The organism is Micromonospora reichwaldensis (genome assembly GCF_031845925.1).
GTDB lineage: Bacteria > Actinomycetota > Actinomycetes > Mycobacteriales > Micromonosporaceae > Micromonospora > Micromonospora reichwaldensis.
The window spans coordinates 35,678-50,113 of sequence record NZ_JAVRFL010000021.1 but is presented as its reverse complement, the minus strand read 5'-3'; the positions used below and the strand labels follow the sequence as shown (position 1 = coordinate 50,113).

At 73.2% G+C, this 14,436-nt stretch carries 13 protein-coding genes and 2 pseudogenes; 11 read left to right on the top strand and 4 right to left on the bottom strand.

Annotated features, from left to right (window positions below):
- The first annotated feature begins 58 nt into the window (after nt 1-58).
- A complete protein-coding gene (locus RM555_RS18535) occupies nt 59-727 on the top strand; it encodes a maleylpyruvate isomerase N-terminal domain-containing protein (protein ID WP_311412935.1) in 669 nt (222 codons plus the stop codon).
- 46 nt (nt 728-773) lie between these two features.
- Here the strand turns inward: RM555_RS18535 and RM555_RS18530 are convergent, their stop codons facing one another.
- Nucleotides 774-1,658 carry a DUF1028 domain-containing protein gene (locus tag RM555_RS18530; RefSeq protein ID WP_311412934.1) on the bottom strand — a complete coding sequence of 295 codons (885 nt, stop codon included), beginning with the start codon at nt 1,656-1,658 and terminating at the stop codon, nt 774-776.
- A gap of 182 nt (nt 1,659-1,840) precedes the next feature.
- Here RM555_RS18530 and RM555_RS18525 point away from each other — a divergent pair, with 182 nt between their 5' ends.
- The 3 genes from RM555_RS18525 to RM555_RS18515 all read left to right on the top strand — a co-directional run bounded on the left by RM555_RS18525 (nt 1,841) and on the right by RM555_RS18515 (nt 4,501).
- A complete protein-coding gene (locus RM555_RS18525) occupies nt 1,841-2,815 on the top strand; it encodes an LLM class F420-dependent oxidoreductase (RefSeq protein WP_311412993.1) in 975 nt (324 codons plus the stop codon).
- Complete coding sequence (locus RM555_RS18520; RefSeq protein ID WP_311412933.1) at nt 2,812-3,603, top strand: SDR family oxidoreductase; 792 nt, start codon at nt 2,812-2,814, stop codon at nt 3,601-3,603. The genes RM555_RS18525 and RM555_RS18520 overlap by 4 nt, the downstream gene beginning before the upstream one ends.
- Nucleotides 3,604-3,802: 199 nt before the next feature.
- Nucleotides 3,803-4,501 carry a response regulator transcription factor gene (locus RM555_RS18515; RefSeq protein ID WP_311412932.1) on the top strand — a complete coding sequence of 233 codons (699 nt, stop codon included), beginning with the start codon at nt 3,803-3,805 and terminating at the stop codon, nt 4,499-4,501.
- Between the two features lie 43 nt (nt 4,502-4,544).
- On the opposite strand, the pseudogene RM555_RS31170 reads toward RM555_RS18515, so the two are convergent.
- Nucleotides 4,545-5,621, bottom strand: a pseudogene (locus tag RM555_RS31170) (sensor histidine kinase); the annotation flags it as partial.
- A 244-nt stretch (nt 5,622-5,865) separates the two neighbouring features.
- Here RM555_RS31170 and RM555_RS18505 point away from each other — a divergent pair.
- Together RM555_RS18505 and RM555_RS18500 are read left to right on the top strand one after the other, a co-directional pair.
- The gene (locus tag RM555_RS18505; protein ID WP_311412931.1) at nt 5,866-6,294 is read left to right on the top strand and encodes a hypothetical protein; all 429 of its coding nucleotides are present in this window, start codon (nt 5,866-5,868) and stop codon (nt 6,292-6,294) included.
- A 12-nt stretch (nt 6,295-6,306) separates the two neighbouring features.
- Nucleotides 6,307-6,615, top strand: a pseudogene (locus RM555_RS18500) (LLM class flavin-dependent oxidoreductase); the annotation flags it as partial.
- Between the two features lie 5 nt (nt 6,616-6,620).
- Here the strand turns inward: RM555_RS18500 and RM555_RS18495 are convergent.
- Entirely contained in the window at nt 6,621-8,381 is a 1,761-nt protein-coding gene (locus RM555_RS18495) for a substrate-binding and vWA domain-containing protein (protein WP_311412930.1), read from the bottom strand.
- Nucleotides 8,382-8,947: 566 nt separating this feature from the next.
- Between RM555_RS18495 and RM555_RS18490 the strand changes: the two genes are divergently transcribed.
- The 5 genes from RM555_RS18490 to RM555_RS18470 all read left to right on the top strand — a co-directional run bounded on the left by RM555_RS18490 (nt 8,948) and on the right by RM555_RS18470 (nt 13,219).
- Nucleotides 8,948-9,760 (top strand): DedA family protein, encoded by an 813-nt coding sequence (locus RM555_RS18490; RefSeq protein ID WP_311412929.1) that lies wholly within the window; start codon nt 8,948-8,950, stop codon nt 9,758-9,760.
- Nucleotides 9,757-10,371 (top strand): MMPL family transporter, encoded by a 615-nt coding sequence (locus RM555_RS18485; protein WP_311412928.1) that lies wholly within the window; start codon nt 9,757-9,759, stop codon nt 10,369-10,371. The genes RM555_RS18490 and RM555_RS18485 overlap by 4 nt, the downstream gene beginning before the upstream one ends.
- A gap of 4 nt (nt 10,372-10,375) precedes the next feature.
- The gene (locus RM555_RS18480; protein WP_311412992.1) at nt 10,376-11,329 is read left to right on the top strand and encodes an MMPL family transporter; all 954 of its coding nucleotides are present in this window, start codon (nt 10,376-10,378) and stop codon (nt 11,327-11,329) included.
- 79 nt (nt 11,330-11,408) lie between these two features.
- Nucleotides 11,409-12,584, top strand: coding sequence for a sensor histidine kinase (locus RM555_RS18475; RefSeq protein WP_311412927.1), 1,176 nt, complete (start codon nt 11,409-11,411; stop codon nt 12,582-12,584).
- Entirely contained in the window at nt 12,575-13,219 is a 645-nt protein-coding gene (locus RM555_RS18470; RefSeq protein ID WP_311412926.1) for a response regulator transcription factor, read from the top strand. Before RM555_RS18475 ends, RM555_RS18470 begins: the two co-directional genes overlap by 10 nt.
- A 48-nt stretch (nt 13,220-13,267) precedes the next feature.
- Here the strand turns inward: RM555_RS18470 and RM555_RS18465 are convergent, their stop codons facing one another.
- On the bottom strand, nt 13,268-14,335 hold the full coding sequence (locus RM555_RS18465) for a DUF2855 family protein (RefSeq protein ID WP_311412925.1): 1,068 nt from the start codon (nt 14,333-14,335) through the stop codon (nt 13,268-13,270).
- Nucleotides 14,336-14,436 lie beyond the last annotated feature (101 nt).

Here is a 14,436-nt window from a genome sequence, read left to right as displayed (position 1 = left end):
CGGGCCCCGAAACGGCCGCGCCGGTGTGAGAGGGTCGGGCGGGACGGGGGAGGGGATCGTGGAGAGCGTACGGGCGGCGTTCCGGGACGAGTGCGAGCGCCTCGGCGAGGTGCTGCGCGGCGTCGACGGGGCGGATCTCGACCGGCCGACCGACTGCCGGCCGTGGACCGTACGCGAACTGCTCGCCCACGTACGCACCGGCGCGGGCCGGCTGGTCGACATGCTCGCCGCGCCCGCCCCGCCCCGCGCCGAGGTCGACGCCGCCGCCTACTACGGCGCCGCCAAGTTCACCCCGTCCGTGGACGCGGCCCGCGTCGACAGCGGCCGGCGGGAAGCCCGGGAGCTCGACGGTCCGGCCCTGGTGGCCGACTTCGACCGGGCCTGGCGGGCCGCCCTCGACGCCGTCGACGCCGCACCGCCGGGTCGGGTGGTGCGCACCCGGCACGGCGACGCGATGGTGCTCGGCGAGTTCCTGCGTACCCGCGTGGTGGAGGTCGGCGTGCACGGCCTGGACCTGGCGGCGGCGCTGGCGCGGCGGCCGTGGCTGACGCCGACGGCGGCGGAGGTCGTCGCCGGCCTGCTCACCGGCGGGCGGGCGGTCCCGCCCGGGCTGGGTTGGGACCGGCTCACGCTGATCCGCAAGGCGACCGGCCGGGCCGGCCTCACGGACCGCGAGCGGGCCGTCGTCGACGCCGCCGGCTTCCGCTGGCTCTCCTTCGGCGGCTGATCCGGGCGGACCCCGAGCCGGCACGGGGCCCGGCCCCGCAGGCGGGTCAGGCGTCGGCGCCGAGCGGGTCCGCCTCCGGGCGCGGGGCGGGCACGTGCGGGGCGGCCCTGCGCAGGTGGTCCAGCACGACCGGGTCGATCCGGCCGGGCACCAGGCGCTCCTCCAGGTTCTCCAGGCCGGCCCAGGAGAAGAGCGCCTCCTCCGGTCGCGCCGGGTCGACCGGGTGACCGAGCGCGCCCAGCAGCGCGCCGACCTCGGCGGCGACCGCGCCCGTCAGGTCGAGCAGGGTGGCCGGGTCGGGCCGGCCGAAGAGCAGGGTGTGCACCGCGAGCAGCCGGCCCAGCTCGGTCACCGGATCGGGGTGGTCGTCGACCCGCAGGTCGACAAGCACGTCGCCGGTGCCGTCGTACCCGCCGCCACGCTCGACCACCAGCAGCCCGGCGCTCTGCCGGCCGCGCCGGTCGCCGCCGGCCTGGTCCCCGGCGTGCAACGCGGCCAGCAGCCGGTCGGGGAACGGCAGAGCGGCCCCGCCCAGCCAGGCGTCCCGGACCGCGTCGATCACCTGCGGGCCGACCAGGATGTTGCCCTGCGCCGCCCAGCCGTCGCCGGCCTGGCCGCCGGCCCAGGGGTGGCAGCTCGGCCCGGTCCAGGTCGCGCCCACGCCGGTGGCGGCGACCACGCCGAGCTGGCGGTGGTCCCGGTCCGGGTCGGCGGCGACCAGCCCGGCCACCACGTCGGCCGCGGCCACCCCGGTGCGCAGCAGCGTCAGCCCCTGCGGGCGGTAGGCGAGGTTGACGTGCGCCTGGGTGGCGAGCGCGCCGACCTCGGCCTCGGCGGCCGGCACCAGCGCGCCGGCGGCCAGGAACCGGCTGGCCACGACGACGCCGTGGTGGCGGCCGTCGGCGGAGCGGGCGACGAGCGAGAAGGTCACGCATGGAGACTATCCCGCGTCACCGGGTGTCGATCGCTGAGCGTCGATGACTAGAGCGGTGGGGCCCATCAGGCAGTCGCACCACCCGGGGGTGCCGGGCTCGCGGTATCCGGGAAAGTCACAGGATCTTGCTCTGCGGCCCGGCGAGCGGGCACCATCGACCGATGACGACGCGATGGGGCATGACCGTGCCGCTGGACGGCATCCCGCTCGCCGAGCACGCCGCGATCTACGCGGCCCTCGACCGGGCCGGCTTCACCGACGTGTGGTCCTCGGAGGTCAACGGGGCGGACGCGTTCACCCCGCTGGCACTCGCCGCCGCCTGGCAGCCCCGGCTGCGCCTGGGCACCGCGATCACGCCGGTCTTCACCCGGGGCCCGGGCCTGCTGGCGATGAGCGCGGCGGCGCTGGCCGACGCCGCCCCGGGCCGGTTCGCGCTCGGCATCGGCGCGTCCTCGCCGGTCGTCGTGGGCAACTGGAACGCCGTGCCGTTCGAGGAGCCGTTCCGGCGCACCCGCGACGTGCTGCGGTTCCTGCGCGCGGCGCTGGCCGGGGAGACCGTCGACGAGGAGTACGACACCTTCGCCGTGCGCCGCTTCACCCTGGACCGCAAGCCGGCCGTGCCGCCGCCGGTGCTGCTCGCCGCGCTGCGCCCGGGGATGCTGCGGCTGGCCGGCGCCGAGGCCGACGGCGTCATCCTCAACTGGCTCGCCGCCACCGACGTGCCCCGGGCTCTCGCCGAGGTCGGCGAGCGGCGCCCCGGCTTCGAGGTGGTCGCGCGGATCTTCGTCTGCCCGACCGAGGACGCCGTGCACGCCCGCGCTCTGGGCCGCCGGCTCATCACCAGCTACCTTACCGTCGCCGCGTACGCCGAGTTCCACCGCTGGCTGGGCAGGGAGGAGGTGCTCGGGCCGATGTGGCGGGCCTGGGCCGCCGGGGACCGGCGCGGCGCGGGCGCGGCGGTGCCCGACGACGTGGTCGACGCGTTGGTGCTGCACGGCTCGCCGGAGCACTGCCGCGAGCAGGTCCGCCGCTACGCCGACGCCGGCGTGGACGTGCCGGTGCTGGCCCTGCTGCCCACCCCGGAGCTCGCCGCGGGTGGCGCGGCGGCGCTGGGTGACCTGATCACGCGCCTGGGTGGGGGTGGGTCGCGGTGAACCTGACCGACCGGGTAGTGATCATCACCGGCGGGGCCGGCGGGATCGGCGCCGCCCTGGCCCGCCGCTTCGCCGCCGAGGGCGCCGCCGCCGTGGTGGTGGCCGACCTCGACGCCGACGCGGCCCGCGCGGTGGCCGACGGCCTCGGCCCGGTCGCCCACGCCGTCGGGCTGGACGTCACCGACGAGGAGCAGGTCCGCGCGCTGGTCGCCGACACCGAGCAGCGGTACGGGCGCATCGACCTGTTCTGCGCCAACGCGGGCGTCACCTCCGGCGGCGGGATGGAGGTCGACGACGCCGGCTGGGACCGCGCCTGGCGGGTCAACGTGCTCTCCCACGTCTACGCGGCCCGCGCGGTGCTGCCGGCGATGCTCGCCCGGGGCAGCGGCTACCTGCTGCACACCTGCTCGGCGGCGGGCGTGCTGACCTCGATCGGCGACGCCCCGTACGCCACCACCAAGCACGCCGCAGTCGGCTTCGCCGAGTGGCTCTCCGTCACCTACCGGGACCAGGGCGTCCGGATCAGCGCGCTGTGTCCGCAGGGCGTGGACACGCCCATGCTCGCCGACGGGCTGGCCGCCGGTCACCTGGGCGCGCGGGTCGTGGCCGCCTCCGGCGCGGTGCTCACCGCCGACCAGGTCGCCGACGCGGCGGTCGCCGGCCTCGCCGAGGAGCGCTTCCTGATCCTGCCGCACCCCGAGGTCGCCGACTACGCCCGCCGCAAGGCCGAGGACCCGGACGGCTGGCAGTCCGGCCTGCGCAAACTCGTCCGCCGCCTGAGGGCGTAGCCGCTGTCGTCGGGCGGAGGTCGACCGGCGACGGCGGAGGTCCGACCGGGCCGGTTCCCGGCGGCGCGTGAGACCGAAGCTCGTGGCGCGCGTGGGCGTGGGCTCGGGCCGCGTCCGCCCGCGATTCGGACCAAACCCGCCCGCTGTTGGCGTCGAACCCAACCGCTGTTGGCGTCGAACCGCAAGGACCAGGAGGCTCATGTCCCGCAGCAGTAGGTCGGTGGGGGTTCTCGTCGTCGACGACCAGGTGCTGATTCGCGCCGGTCTGGCCGCCCTGCTTCGGGCCGCCCCGGGGATGCGGGTGGTGGGCGAGGCCGCCGACGGCGCCGAGGCCGTGGCCGTGGCCGCCGCCACCCGGCCCCACGTGGTCCTGATGGACCTCCGTATGCCTGGCGTCGGCGGGATCGCGGCCACCCGTGAGATCATCGCCGCGGCCGGCGACGACCCGCCCCGCGTCCTCGTGCTGACCACGTTCCACACCGACGAGTACGTCTACGACGCGCTGCGTGCCGGGGCCAGCGGTTTCCTGCTCAAGGACACGCCCCCGGAGCGGCTGCTGGCCGCCGTCGCCACCGTGGCGCGCGGGGACATGCTCTTCACACCCCGCGTGGTCCACCGACTCGTCGAGTCGTTTGCCGCCTCCGCCGCGCCGCGGCCCGGTGCGCTGCCGGCGCTCGACGTCCTCACCGGACGGGAGCGGGAGGTGCTGCGGCTGGTCGGCACGGGCCTCGACAACTCGGAGATCGCCGGGCGCCTGGTGATCGCGGAGGCGACCGTCAAGACCCATCTGAACCGGACCATGGCCAAGCTCGACCTGGCCAGCCGGGCGCAGGCGGTGGTCCTGGCGTACGAGTCCGGTCTGGTCCGGCCAGGTGAGAGGGGGCGACGGGCAGGCTGAGGGTGACGGTGAAGCCGCCGCCCGGGGCGGTGCCGGCGTGCAGGCTTCCGCCGTACAGCCGTGCCCGCTCGCGCATGCCGGCGAGACCGTGGCCGTGCGCCGGCCCGTCAGGAGCGCCGGGGCCGTCGTCGGCGACCCGGATGGTCAGCCGCTCCGGCTGGCCGTAGTCGAGCGTGACGTTCGCCCGGGCCCCGCGCGCGTGCTTCAGGACGTTCGTCAACGACTCCTGCGCCACCCGGTACGCGCAGAGGTCCGTCCCCGGTGGCAGTGGGCGGGGCGAACCCACGACCATCACCGCGACCTGGACGCCGGCGGCCCTGATCCGCTCGACGAGTTCGTCGAGCCGACCCAGCCCCGGTGCGGGGTCGCGGCCGTCGCCCTCGCCTCGCGGATCGGCGTCGGACACCCGGAGCAGGGCGAGCATCCGGCGCATCTCCTCCAGCGCTTCGTGGCTGCTGTCGGCGATGGTGTCCAGCGCCGCGCCCACCGTCGCCGGATCGGTGGCGAGGACGTACCGGGCCAGGCCGGCCTGCACCGAGATCACCGACATGTGGTGGGCGACCACGTCGTGCAGCTCGCGGGCGATACGTATCCGTTCCGCCATGACCGCGCTGCGGGCCCGGGCCTCCCGCTCCCGGCGCAGTTCCTCCGCTAGGGCGAGCAGTCGCCGGTTGCGGTCGGCCAGCCGTCGGGCCCCGGCCCCGAACAGCCAGGCCACCAGGGTCGCCACCAGCGCCTGGGCGAGCGCCGTCCACAGCGTGTAGACCTCGACCACCATGCCGCTGTAGAAGGTCACCCCGGCCGTGGCCGCGGCCCCCGGCAGGGCGGTGCGGGTGGGACGCGTCGCGGCCACGGTGTACATCGCGAGCAGCGGCCCGAACAGGTTCAGGCTGGGCACGTAGCCGAGGGTGAGAAACCACGCCACCACGGTGCAGCAGGTCAGCAGGACGGTCACCGGGGCGCGGCGGCGTGCCGCGAGCGGGATGTTGGCCAGGCAGGTCAGGACCAGGGCCGTGCCGTCGAACTCGCGGAAGCCGGGCAGTTGGTAGTCGCGCCCCATCCAGGCGGTGACCGCCACGATGCCGGTGGCGACCGCCGCGTCGACGACCGTCGCGGGCACGTCGTGCAGTCGTTGCCGGAGCCGCTCGCGGTGTGGCACCGGTAGATCCTAAGTGGTCGGTGCGAGGTCGAGCGGTGGCGATGAGGGCCGGTGTCCCGCGGGTGGCGCCGTACAACCGCTGCGGTAGGCAGCCGATCCGGATACCGCAGCGGTCGTGGTAGGGGATCAATCAGCGGGACGATGTGGACGGACGCCGTGCAAATTAACGTCTCAGGTGCAAGCCAAACACTAAAGGGAGTACGAATTGAAGAAGCGTCGTTCCGCCGTCGCCGCCCTCTTGGGAATTTCCGCTCTGTTCGGTACGGTCGTGATTTCTCCGGCCCCGGCCCAGGCGGCCACCGAATGGTCGATGAGCAACACGAGCGCGGATGTCTCCGGCGCCTGGGTGCACGGTAGTTGGCGGTGGGGCGACAACGGCCGACTGTACGTCGAGGTGAAGGTCAAGGACACCGTCGCGAACGACCGCAACGCGAAGGCGCGGCTCATGGCCTACTACCGGGACGGCGGAACGCGTTACGAGGAACTCGCCAACGACAACGGCATGAACTCGACGGTCTCCAGGACCTACAACTTTGCCTCGAATGTCACGCGGGTCGAGATCAACGAGTGCACCGACAATTCCCTGAGCGCCAACATCTGTGGAAGGTACAGCACGATCTTCTATCGTTCCTGAACGACCGGCGCAGGCGCGGCGGCACCCGCGCGGATCTTCGTCTGCCCGACCGAGGACGCCGTGCACGCCCGCGCTCTGGGCCGCCGGCTCATCACCAGCTACCTTACCGTCGCCGCGTACGCCGAGTTCCACCGCTGGCTGGGCAGGGAGGAGGTGCTCGGGCCGATGTGGCGGGCCTGGGCCGCCGGGGACCGGCGCGGCGCGGGCGCGGCGGTGCCCGACGACGTGGTCGACGCGTTGGTGCTGCACGGCTCGCCGGAGCACTGCCGCGAGCAGGTCCGCCGCTACGCCGACGCCGGCGTGGACGTGCCGGTGCTGGCCCGGCGCTAGAAGCTGCTGACGAGCTTGACGAACGCGTCGTCGATCTTCGCCGGGTCGCGGGCGTCGAACGCCTTGCCCGCGGACGCCTTGGCGATCCGGTCCAGCGTCCCGAAATCGGACTTCTCGTCGAAGGCGATGCAGAAGATCTTGATCGGTCGTTCCGGATCCAACGCGACATCCTTCAGCAGCCGGGCGAGGTTGTTGTCCTTGGTGTACTCGTTCGTGCCGTCGGTCAGCACGACCACCGCGTTGATCCGGGACTGGTCGTAGTGATCGAGCATGTGCCGGTGTGCCGCCCGTACGGTGGCGTACAGCGCGGTGCCGCCCTCGACGTGGAGATTGTTGATCTCTCTGGTGAGTGACTTCTGGTCGAAGGGGGACAGCCGGACCTCCTCGCTGTACGGCGACTTCGGCCGCTGCGGGGTCTCGGACGAGAACGACCAGAGTGCGACCTTGTCCTCGGAGTTCAGGAGGCCGAAGCCCTTGGTGGCGGCCCTGGTCGCCACCTGGAACCTGGTCCGGTCACCGATCTTCGCGTTCATCGACCCGGACGTGTCGACGGCCACGAGGATGTTGGCCTTCTTCCGGAGCGTGCCCCAGCCGGTGAGGATCGCCTTGACCACGGTGGGATCCGGCGGGTCGAAGTAGGTCAGGTTCTCGGCCCCCCGCCCGCCGACGGCGGCGATCAGCGGGCCGGCCGCGTTCCGCTCGTGGTCGCGGAACCCGTGCCGGCTGAAGCTCTGCTGCTGCGGCGGCTCCTGGAGGAACTTCAGGAAGTCGGCGGCGGCGTCGCGTTGCTCCGGGCTGGCCGAGGGAAGCACCACGTACGGGTGGTCGAGGTTGAACGTGCCCTCCTTCGGATACATCGCGATCAGTGGGACCCTCGGCTTCTCGCCCGGACTCGGGCTCAGCTTCCCTTCGTTGTACTGGTAGACCAGTTCTTCCTGGGTCACCACGGCGCTCATGTCCGTCGGTGCCGCCGTGCCGGCGCTGGACAGGTCCGCCTCGGCGCGGTCCTTCAACAGGTCCACGATGTCGTCGCTGTAGTGGGACACGTTGGCCTCGATGCGGCGGACGAACTGGGTCACGGCCGGATTCGCGACGTCGCTCTCGGTCAGGTCGCTGGCCCGGTTGATGGCTGCGTAGTAGCTCGCGATCGTGGCCGCCAGCCCGGAGGTGGACAGGTTCGGGTTGACCTTGCCGAAGCTGAACCGTCCCCACTCGGGGCGACCGAAGGCGGCCCAGCCCGTGCGCCCGGACGAGCCCAGGACCTCACCCCAGCCGAGTGGACCCTGTTGCTGGAGGTGCTTCCCCTTCGGCTGCGGCATCGCGATCACCAGCGGGCTGTTCGCGATCGACGGGTACCGGCCGGGGGTCTGCGCCGGGCGTCCGGCGGCCTCGTCCAGCAACTTCAACTGCCCGGTCCACAGGCTCGACGTCGGCAACCACACCTGCGGCCGTGGCAGGTCGGGCTGCTTGACCGCCCAGTCCCCGGCCAGTGCGTCCGTCGACGCACCGGAGGCGAGGCCGTGCACGGTCACCACGGCGCACCGGCCGCCGGTTCGCCGATCGCTCTTGTTGTAGCGTTCCGCCAGCTCGCCGAGCAGCACGTCCTTCTCGATCGACGAGCTGACCTCCAGCGGCGTGCATACGGCGTCCGACGCCGGCCGGGCGATCAGGTAGGCCGCCGCGATGACCGCGGATCCGGCCACGATGGCCGCGGCGTACGGCAGCCACGGTCGGGCAGTCGGTCGACCTGAAACCATCTGGTCCCTCCAGGGGTGCGGTGGTGGCCTCGGCGATGGCCTGCCGGGTCGGCCGCTAGCCGGCAGCCGTGTCCGTCTCTGCCCCGGTGGACGACGCCTCGGCCGCCCACGCCTGGCCGGCCGATGAGCTGGCAGGGCCCCGTCGTGCACGGAGGACACGGAACCGGTGGCGTGGTGCCCGGCATCGCTGCCCTGTCAGCCCAGCCATCACGACTCCACCGGATCCTTGACCAGCCGCGCCGAGGCGGCGGACGACAGAGACATGGTGTCACGGCCCGGTGGCACGAAAGCCACTCGCCTTCGGCGTGTCGTGTCGTCTCGCGGTTCGACCAAAGTAACGATGGTAGTGGATTCGCCGCGCACGAGGGCGGTGAGTGGCTCGTCCGCCAGCAGCCGGTCGCTTGCGCGTCCGCACCGGGGCGAAGAACACCTCGTCGGCGGCGACGGGCCTGTTCCGGCCGGCGGTGGGGGTGCGGTCTTCCGCACCCCGGCGGTTGCGGTCGGCCCGCTGAGGCCGGCGGTCGACCTCATGGTCCGGGCCGTGGCGAGTTCATAGCGTCATCGGCATGATCCGTTTGTCGCAGGTGTCGATGCACGCCGGCCGGTTGGCCGAGGAGTCCGATCCGTCGCAGGGCGGCCTGACCGGGTTGGTGACCGATCTGACGGAGGGGCTCGGCGCCCCCGGTGTCGGCCTGGCGGTCGCGTTGGAGAACCTGTTCCCGCCGATCCCGAGCGAGGTGATCCTGCCGATGGCGGGGTTCACCGCCGCGCAGGGCAGGATGAACCTGTTCGCCGCGATCCTCTGGAGCACGATCGGTTCGGTGGTGGGCGCGGTGGTGTTGTACCACGTCGGCGCCGCGCTCGGGCGCGACCGGGTCCGCGCGATCGCGGCGCGGCTGCCGTTGGTCAAGGTGAGCGACATCGACCGGACGGAGGCGTGGTTCGCCCGGCACGGGGTGAAGACCGTCTTCCTCGGGCGCATGATCCCGATCTTCCGCAGCCTCATCTCCATCCCGGCCGGTGTGGAGCGGATGCCGCTCGCCACGTTCCTGCTCTACACCACGCTGGGCAGCCTCATCTGGAACACCCTGTTCGTGACGGCCGGCTACCTGCTCGGGGAGAACTGGCACTCCGTCGAGGCGTACGCCGGGACGTTCCAGAAGGCCGTCATCGCGGCCTGCGCGCTCGCCGTCGGGTACTTCGTCGTCTCCCGGCTGGTCAGGGCGCGCCGCCCGCGACCGGCGACGGGGAACGAGGTGGAACCGGACAGGTTCGGGCCGGGCGCACCCGTCGAGCCGTACGTCCACTCCGGTCACCCGGCCGGAGCCGTACGTGGCACGGTGTACGCAACCCCGCGCCGGTCGGCGGACGGCCGATGACGGGCGTCGGAGACCCCGCACCGGCGGGTCGCCGCCGACGGCACGCCGTCCGCGTTCCCCTCACCACGCGGGTTGGCCGGTGGAGCGCCAACCATCCGTGGCTCGCGATCACCGCCTGGCTGTGTTTCGTGCTGGCCAGCGTGGTGGGTGGCAGCCTGGTCGGCACGGTGAAGGCCACCACGCAGGACAGCCTGCACGGGGAGTTGGCCCGCGCGGACCGCATCGAACAGGCCGGCGCGTTCCCCGACGCCCCGGCGGTGGAGAGCGTGCTGATCACGGCGCGGACCGGCGGTCTCGATCTCCCACGTGCCGAGGCGGTGGCCGCCGACCTGTCGACGCGGCTGCGCGCGGTGCCCGAGGTGGCGCGGGTCGGCGACGCGGTCACCTCCCCGAGCCGCGACGCAGTGCTGATCGAGGTCGAGATGACCGGTGTGGCGAAGGACGCCGACGCGCGGGTCGGACCACTGCTGGAGGCCACCGGGCAGGCGCAGCAGCGGCATCCCGACCTGCGGGTGGAACAGGTGGGGTCGGCGTCCCTGTCGAAGGCGCTGACCGAGACGTTGGCGGCGGACTTCGTCAAGGCGGAGCTGATCAGCGTGCTTCCCCGGTAACGACCTGGGTACCAGCCACGTCGTCGCGATCCGCACCGACGCCGCGGGCGCGCCGGCTGTCGAGCGGGAGATCGCCGATCTCGCCACGCGGATCGAGGGGGACGGCCGGTTCGCCCAGGGCCGCCCTCTGACGGTGCGCAGGTCCGCCGACGGCACGGTCTTCCTGGCCACCGTCCGGGTGGCGGGCGCCAGCGACAGCAGCGAGGCGACGCTGTCGCTGCGGCGGCTGCGCGACGTACTGCTGCCGCAGACCGTCGGCACCGTCCCGGACACCGAGTGGGCGGTGGCCGGCCGTACGGCCAGCGACGCCGACTTCCGCGACCGCATGGCCGCGGCGCTGCCGCCGGTCGTCGCGTTCGTGTTCGGCATGACGTTCCTCGTCATGCTCGTCACGTTCCGGTCGATGGTGGTGGCCTTGACCTCGATCCTGCTCAACACGATCTCCGTGGCTGCGTCGTACGGGCTGCTGGTGCTGGTCTTCCAGCGCACCTGGGCGGAGGGCCTGCTCGGGTTCACCTCCAACGGCGCGGTCGTGTCCTGGCTGCCGCTGATGCTGTTCGTCATCCTCTTCGGGCTGTCGATGGACTACCACGTGTTCGTCGTGAGCCGCATCCGCGAGGCGGTCCAGCGCGGCGTGCCGACCCGGCAGGCGATCGAGCAGGGCATCGTCTCGTCGGCGTCCACGGTCAGCAGTGCCGCGATCATCATGGTCGCCGTCTTCTGCATCTTCGCGACCCTGTCGATCGTCGAGTTCAAACAACTCGGCGTGGGGCTCGCCGCCGCGATCCTGATCGACGCCACCATCATCCGCGCGGTCGTCCTGCCGTCACTCATGCGGCTGCTCGGCGAGGCGAACTGGTGGGCCCCGAGATTCCCCACCGGCCGCCGCAGGACCGATGCCACACCGCGCGACAGCGACGCCGACACGCAGGTCATCATGGTCGCCGGTGACCGGTAGCCGGGTCGGTGGCGGGCGGTCGGACACGCGACCGCCCGCCACCGATCCGGGACGACACGAGCTACGAAGGGAGGCCCCGGTGCCAGCGCGCGCGACGCACGATCGGTGGTCGTGGATCGGCGCCGTGGCCCGCAGGGGCCGGCCGGCGGCGGGCGTGGCGGTCGGCGTCCTGACCGCCGGGGCCGAGTTGCTGTTCCTGCTCCTCGCCGGGCTCGCCGTGGTCGCGGTCTCGCCGGCGCCGGCGGCGCGCCGCCACGTCGGCGCCACCACCGTCTCGTACGCCCGACGCGTCGCCGGGTGGGAGCGGCGCCGCCTGGCCGACATCGCCCTGGAACCGGCCCCGCCACCGGTCCGGGCGGGCGGACCGCGGGTCCTCGGCTACCTCGCCACCCGGCTCCTGCCGGCGGCGCTCGGCGCGCTCACCGTCGGCCTGCTGGTGGTCGGCGTCGTGCTCGCCGCCATCGTGGTGCGGTCCTTCGTGGCGGGCACCATGAGCCTGGCCGGTCTCCTGTCGCAGGGGCTCATCGGGACCGCCCTGCTGGTCGTGAACCTCCAGGCGATGGCCAGCGTGGCCACACTGGACCGCTGGCTGGCCCGCAGCCTGCTCGAATCCCACACGCGCCAGGCGTTGCAGCGGCGGATCAGCGAGCTGGCGGTCAGCCGGGCCGGCGTGATCGCCGCGGTCGACGCCGAGCGCCAGCGCATCGAACGCGACCTGCACGACGGGCTGCAACAACACCTCGTCGCACTCGGCATGCTGCTCGGGCGGGCGCGCCGCAGCCGCGACCCCGACAAGGCGCGTGCACTTCTCGCCCAGGCGCACGAGGACGCCCAACGCGCCATCGACGAGCTGCGGGACGTGGCCTGGCGGGTCTACCCCGCCGCACTCGACCACACCACCCTGGACGAGGTGCTGAGCATGGTGGCGCAACGATCGGCGACCCCCGTCAGGATCAGCTACGACGTGCCCGTCCGGCCCGCCCGACCGATCGAGACCGTGCTGTACTTCGTCGCCTGCGAAGCGATCACCAACGCCACCAAACACGCCCGGGCTACCCTGGTCGCCATCGACATCGAGGCGCGGGGGACGACGATCGAGATGCGCCTGCGCGACGACGGCATCGGCGGCGCCGACCCGCACGGCAGCGGCCTGCAGGGCCTCGCCCGCCGGGTGGCCGCGCTCGACGGCCGGTTCGACGTGCACAGCCCACCCGGTGGCCCCACGACGATCCGAGCGGAGCTACCGTGCGCGTAGTCCTCGCCGAAGACTCCACCCTGCTCCGCGAGGGGCTGGTCCGCCTCCTCGCCGACGAGGGACACCAGGTGCTGGCCGCCGCCGCGGACGCCGACCAGCTCGTCACCGCCGTCGAAGAGCACCGTCCCGACGTCGTCGTCACCGACGTCCGCATGCCGCCCACCAACACCGACGACGGACTGCGGGCCGCGCTGGAGATCCGCCGCCGGTGGCCCCACGTCGCCGTGCTCGTCCTGTCCCAGTACGTCGAGAAGCGCTACGCCGCGAAGCTCCTCGCCGACCGGTCCGAAGGCGTCGGCTACGTCCTGAAGGACCGCGTCGCCCAGGTCGAGGACTTCCTCGACGCACTCGACCGCGTCGCCGCCGGTGCCACGGCGCTCGACCCCGAGGTCGTCCGGCAGCTCATGTCCGCCACGAGCCACAGCGACCCGCTCAACCGCCTCACCCCGCGGGAACGCGACGTGCTGCACCACATGGCTCAGGGGCACACCAACGCCGCCATCGCCGAACGCCTGCACGTGTCGCAGAGCGCGGTCGAGAAACACATCAACACCATCTTCGACAAGCTCGACCTCTCCCACGTGACCGGCTACAGCCGCCGGGTCCTCGCGATCCTGCGCTACCTCGGCTCCTAGCCGCTCACGATCGCCGGCCCGTACCGGAGGGCTGCGTGCGGGGCCCGCTCACAGTCGGACGATCTGCCCCACGCGGGGCGGCGTCCGGCCGGCGAGCACCTCCAGCCAGGCGCGTTCCAGGGCGTCGGGGCCGGTGTCGACCCGGACGTCGAGCCACCCGCCCACGACTCCCGTGAACCGTCGCCAGGCGTCGGCGAACCGCTGGTCGAGCCCGTCGCGCCCCCAGTCCCGGCGGCGCTTGCGCATCTGCACCGGGGCGAAGAACACCTCGTCGGCGGCGTCGGCGTTCGGGATCTGGGTGGTGAGCCCGACCGCGACGTCCCGTACGAGCCGGTCGCCGAGGTGCCGCCGCAGGGCCGCGCGGATGGCGGGCGCCCCCGACAGGTCGAGATAGACGGTCGGTACGGCGTCGAGGGCGGCGATGTCGTCGTAGGTGAGGACGTCGTCGTAGCAGCCGAGGGACCGGGTGAACGCGAGGTTGCCGGGGGAGGTGAGCCCGACCAGGCGTGGGCCCCGGCCGTGCAGCTCGAACGCGGCGGCGTACGCGGTCTTGCTGGACGCCGACGACAGCACCAGGGTCGCCGCCCCGTGGAAGTCGTTGTCGACGACCTGGTCGGCCAGCATGAAGGAGGTGAAGAACAGCGGCCGGAAGAGGACCAGCAGGTCCTCCTGGTCTTCCCGGTACGCCGGGTCGCCGGTGGTCGACCGGTACACGTTGTACGGGGAGGGCAGGTCGGCCCGGTGTCCGCTCGCGTCGCGGAATCCGGACGCGTCCACCCGGTCCGGCCGCAGCAGGAGGTGACCCGCCGGCGGGAGGTAGCCGTAGACCCGCTGCCCGGCGGTGACCCCGTCGACCGTCGACGCGACCACCTCGGCGAAGCCCCACAGTGGCGGGAGTCCCCACTGCGGGCCGAGCCCGCGGGGGCCGGGCGGGAAGAACTTCCAGTACCGCATGGAGTCGCCGAGCACCGCGTAGGTCACGTTGTTGGCGGTCAGGCCGACGCGGTCCACCCGCAGCAGTGCCTCGCCGTCGGCCAGGGTGGGCGTCACGTCTTCGGCGAGGGTGGTCCGGCTCAGGTCGTCACGGGCCACGGCGAAGGTCCAGGAAGCAGGCATGATGCGACGCTAGGCAGCCCCGGAGACAGAGACAAGTGCACTGCGAGTGCAAAATCCCACTCGCCGTCCGGTTGACGGGGCGACCACCCGGGCGCGGCGAC

Coding starts and splice junctions, on each gene's coding strand:
- RM555_RS18495 (WP_311412930.1), bottom strand. CDS start 8,381: ATGGTTTCAGGTCGACCGACTGCCCGACCGTGGCTGCCGTACGCCGCG.
- RM555_RS18465 (WP_311412925.1), bottom strand. CDS start 14,335: ATGCCTGCTTCCTGGACCTTCGCCGTGGCCCGTGACGACCTGAGCCGG.
- RM555_RS18515 (WP_311412932.1), top strand. CDS start 3,803: ATGTCCCGCAGCAGTAGGTCGGTGGGGGTTCTCGTCGTCGACGACCAG.
- RM555_RS18490 (WP_311412929.1), top strand. CDS start 8,948: ATGATCCGTTTGTCGCAGGTGTCGATGCACGCCGGCCGGTTGGCCGAG.
- RM555_RS18525 (WP_311412993.1), top strand. CDS start 1,841: ATGACCGTGCCGCTGGACGGCATCCCGCTCGCCGAGCACGCCGCGATC.
- RM555_RS18485 (WP_311412928.1), top strand. CDS start 9,757: ATGACGGGCGTCGGAGACCCCGCACCGGCGGGTCGCCGCCGACGGCAC.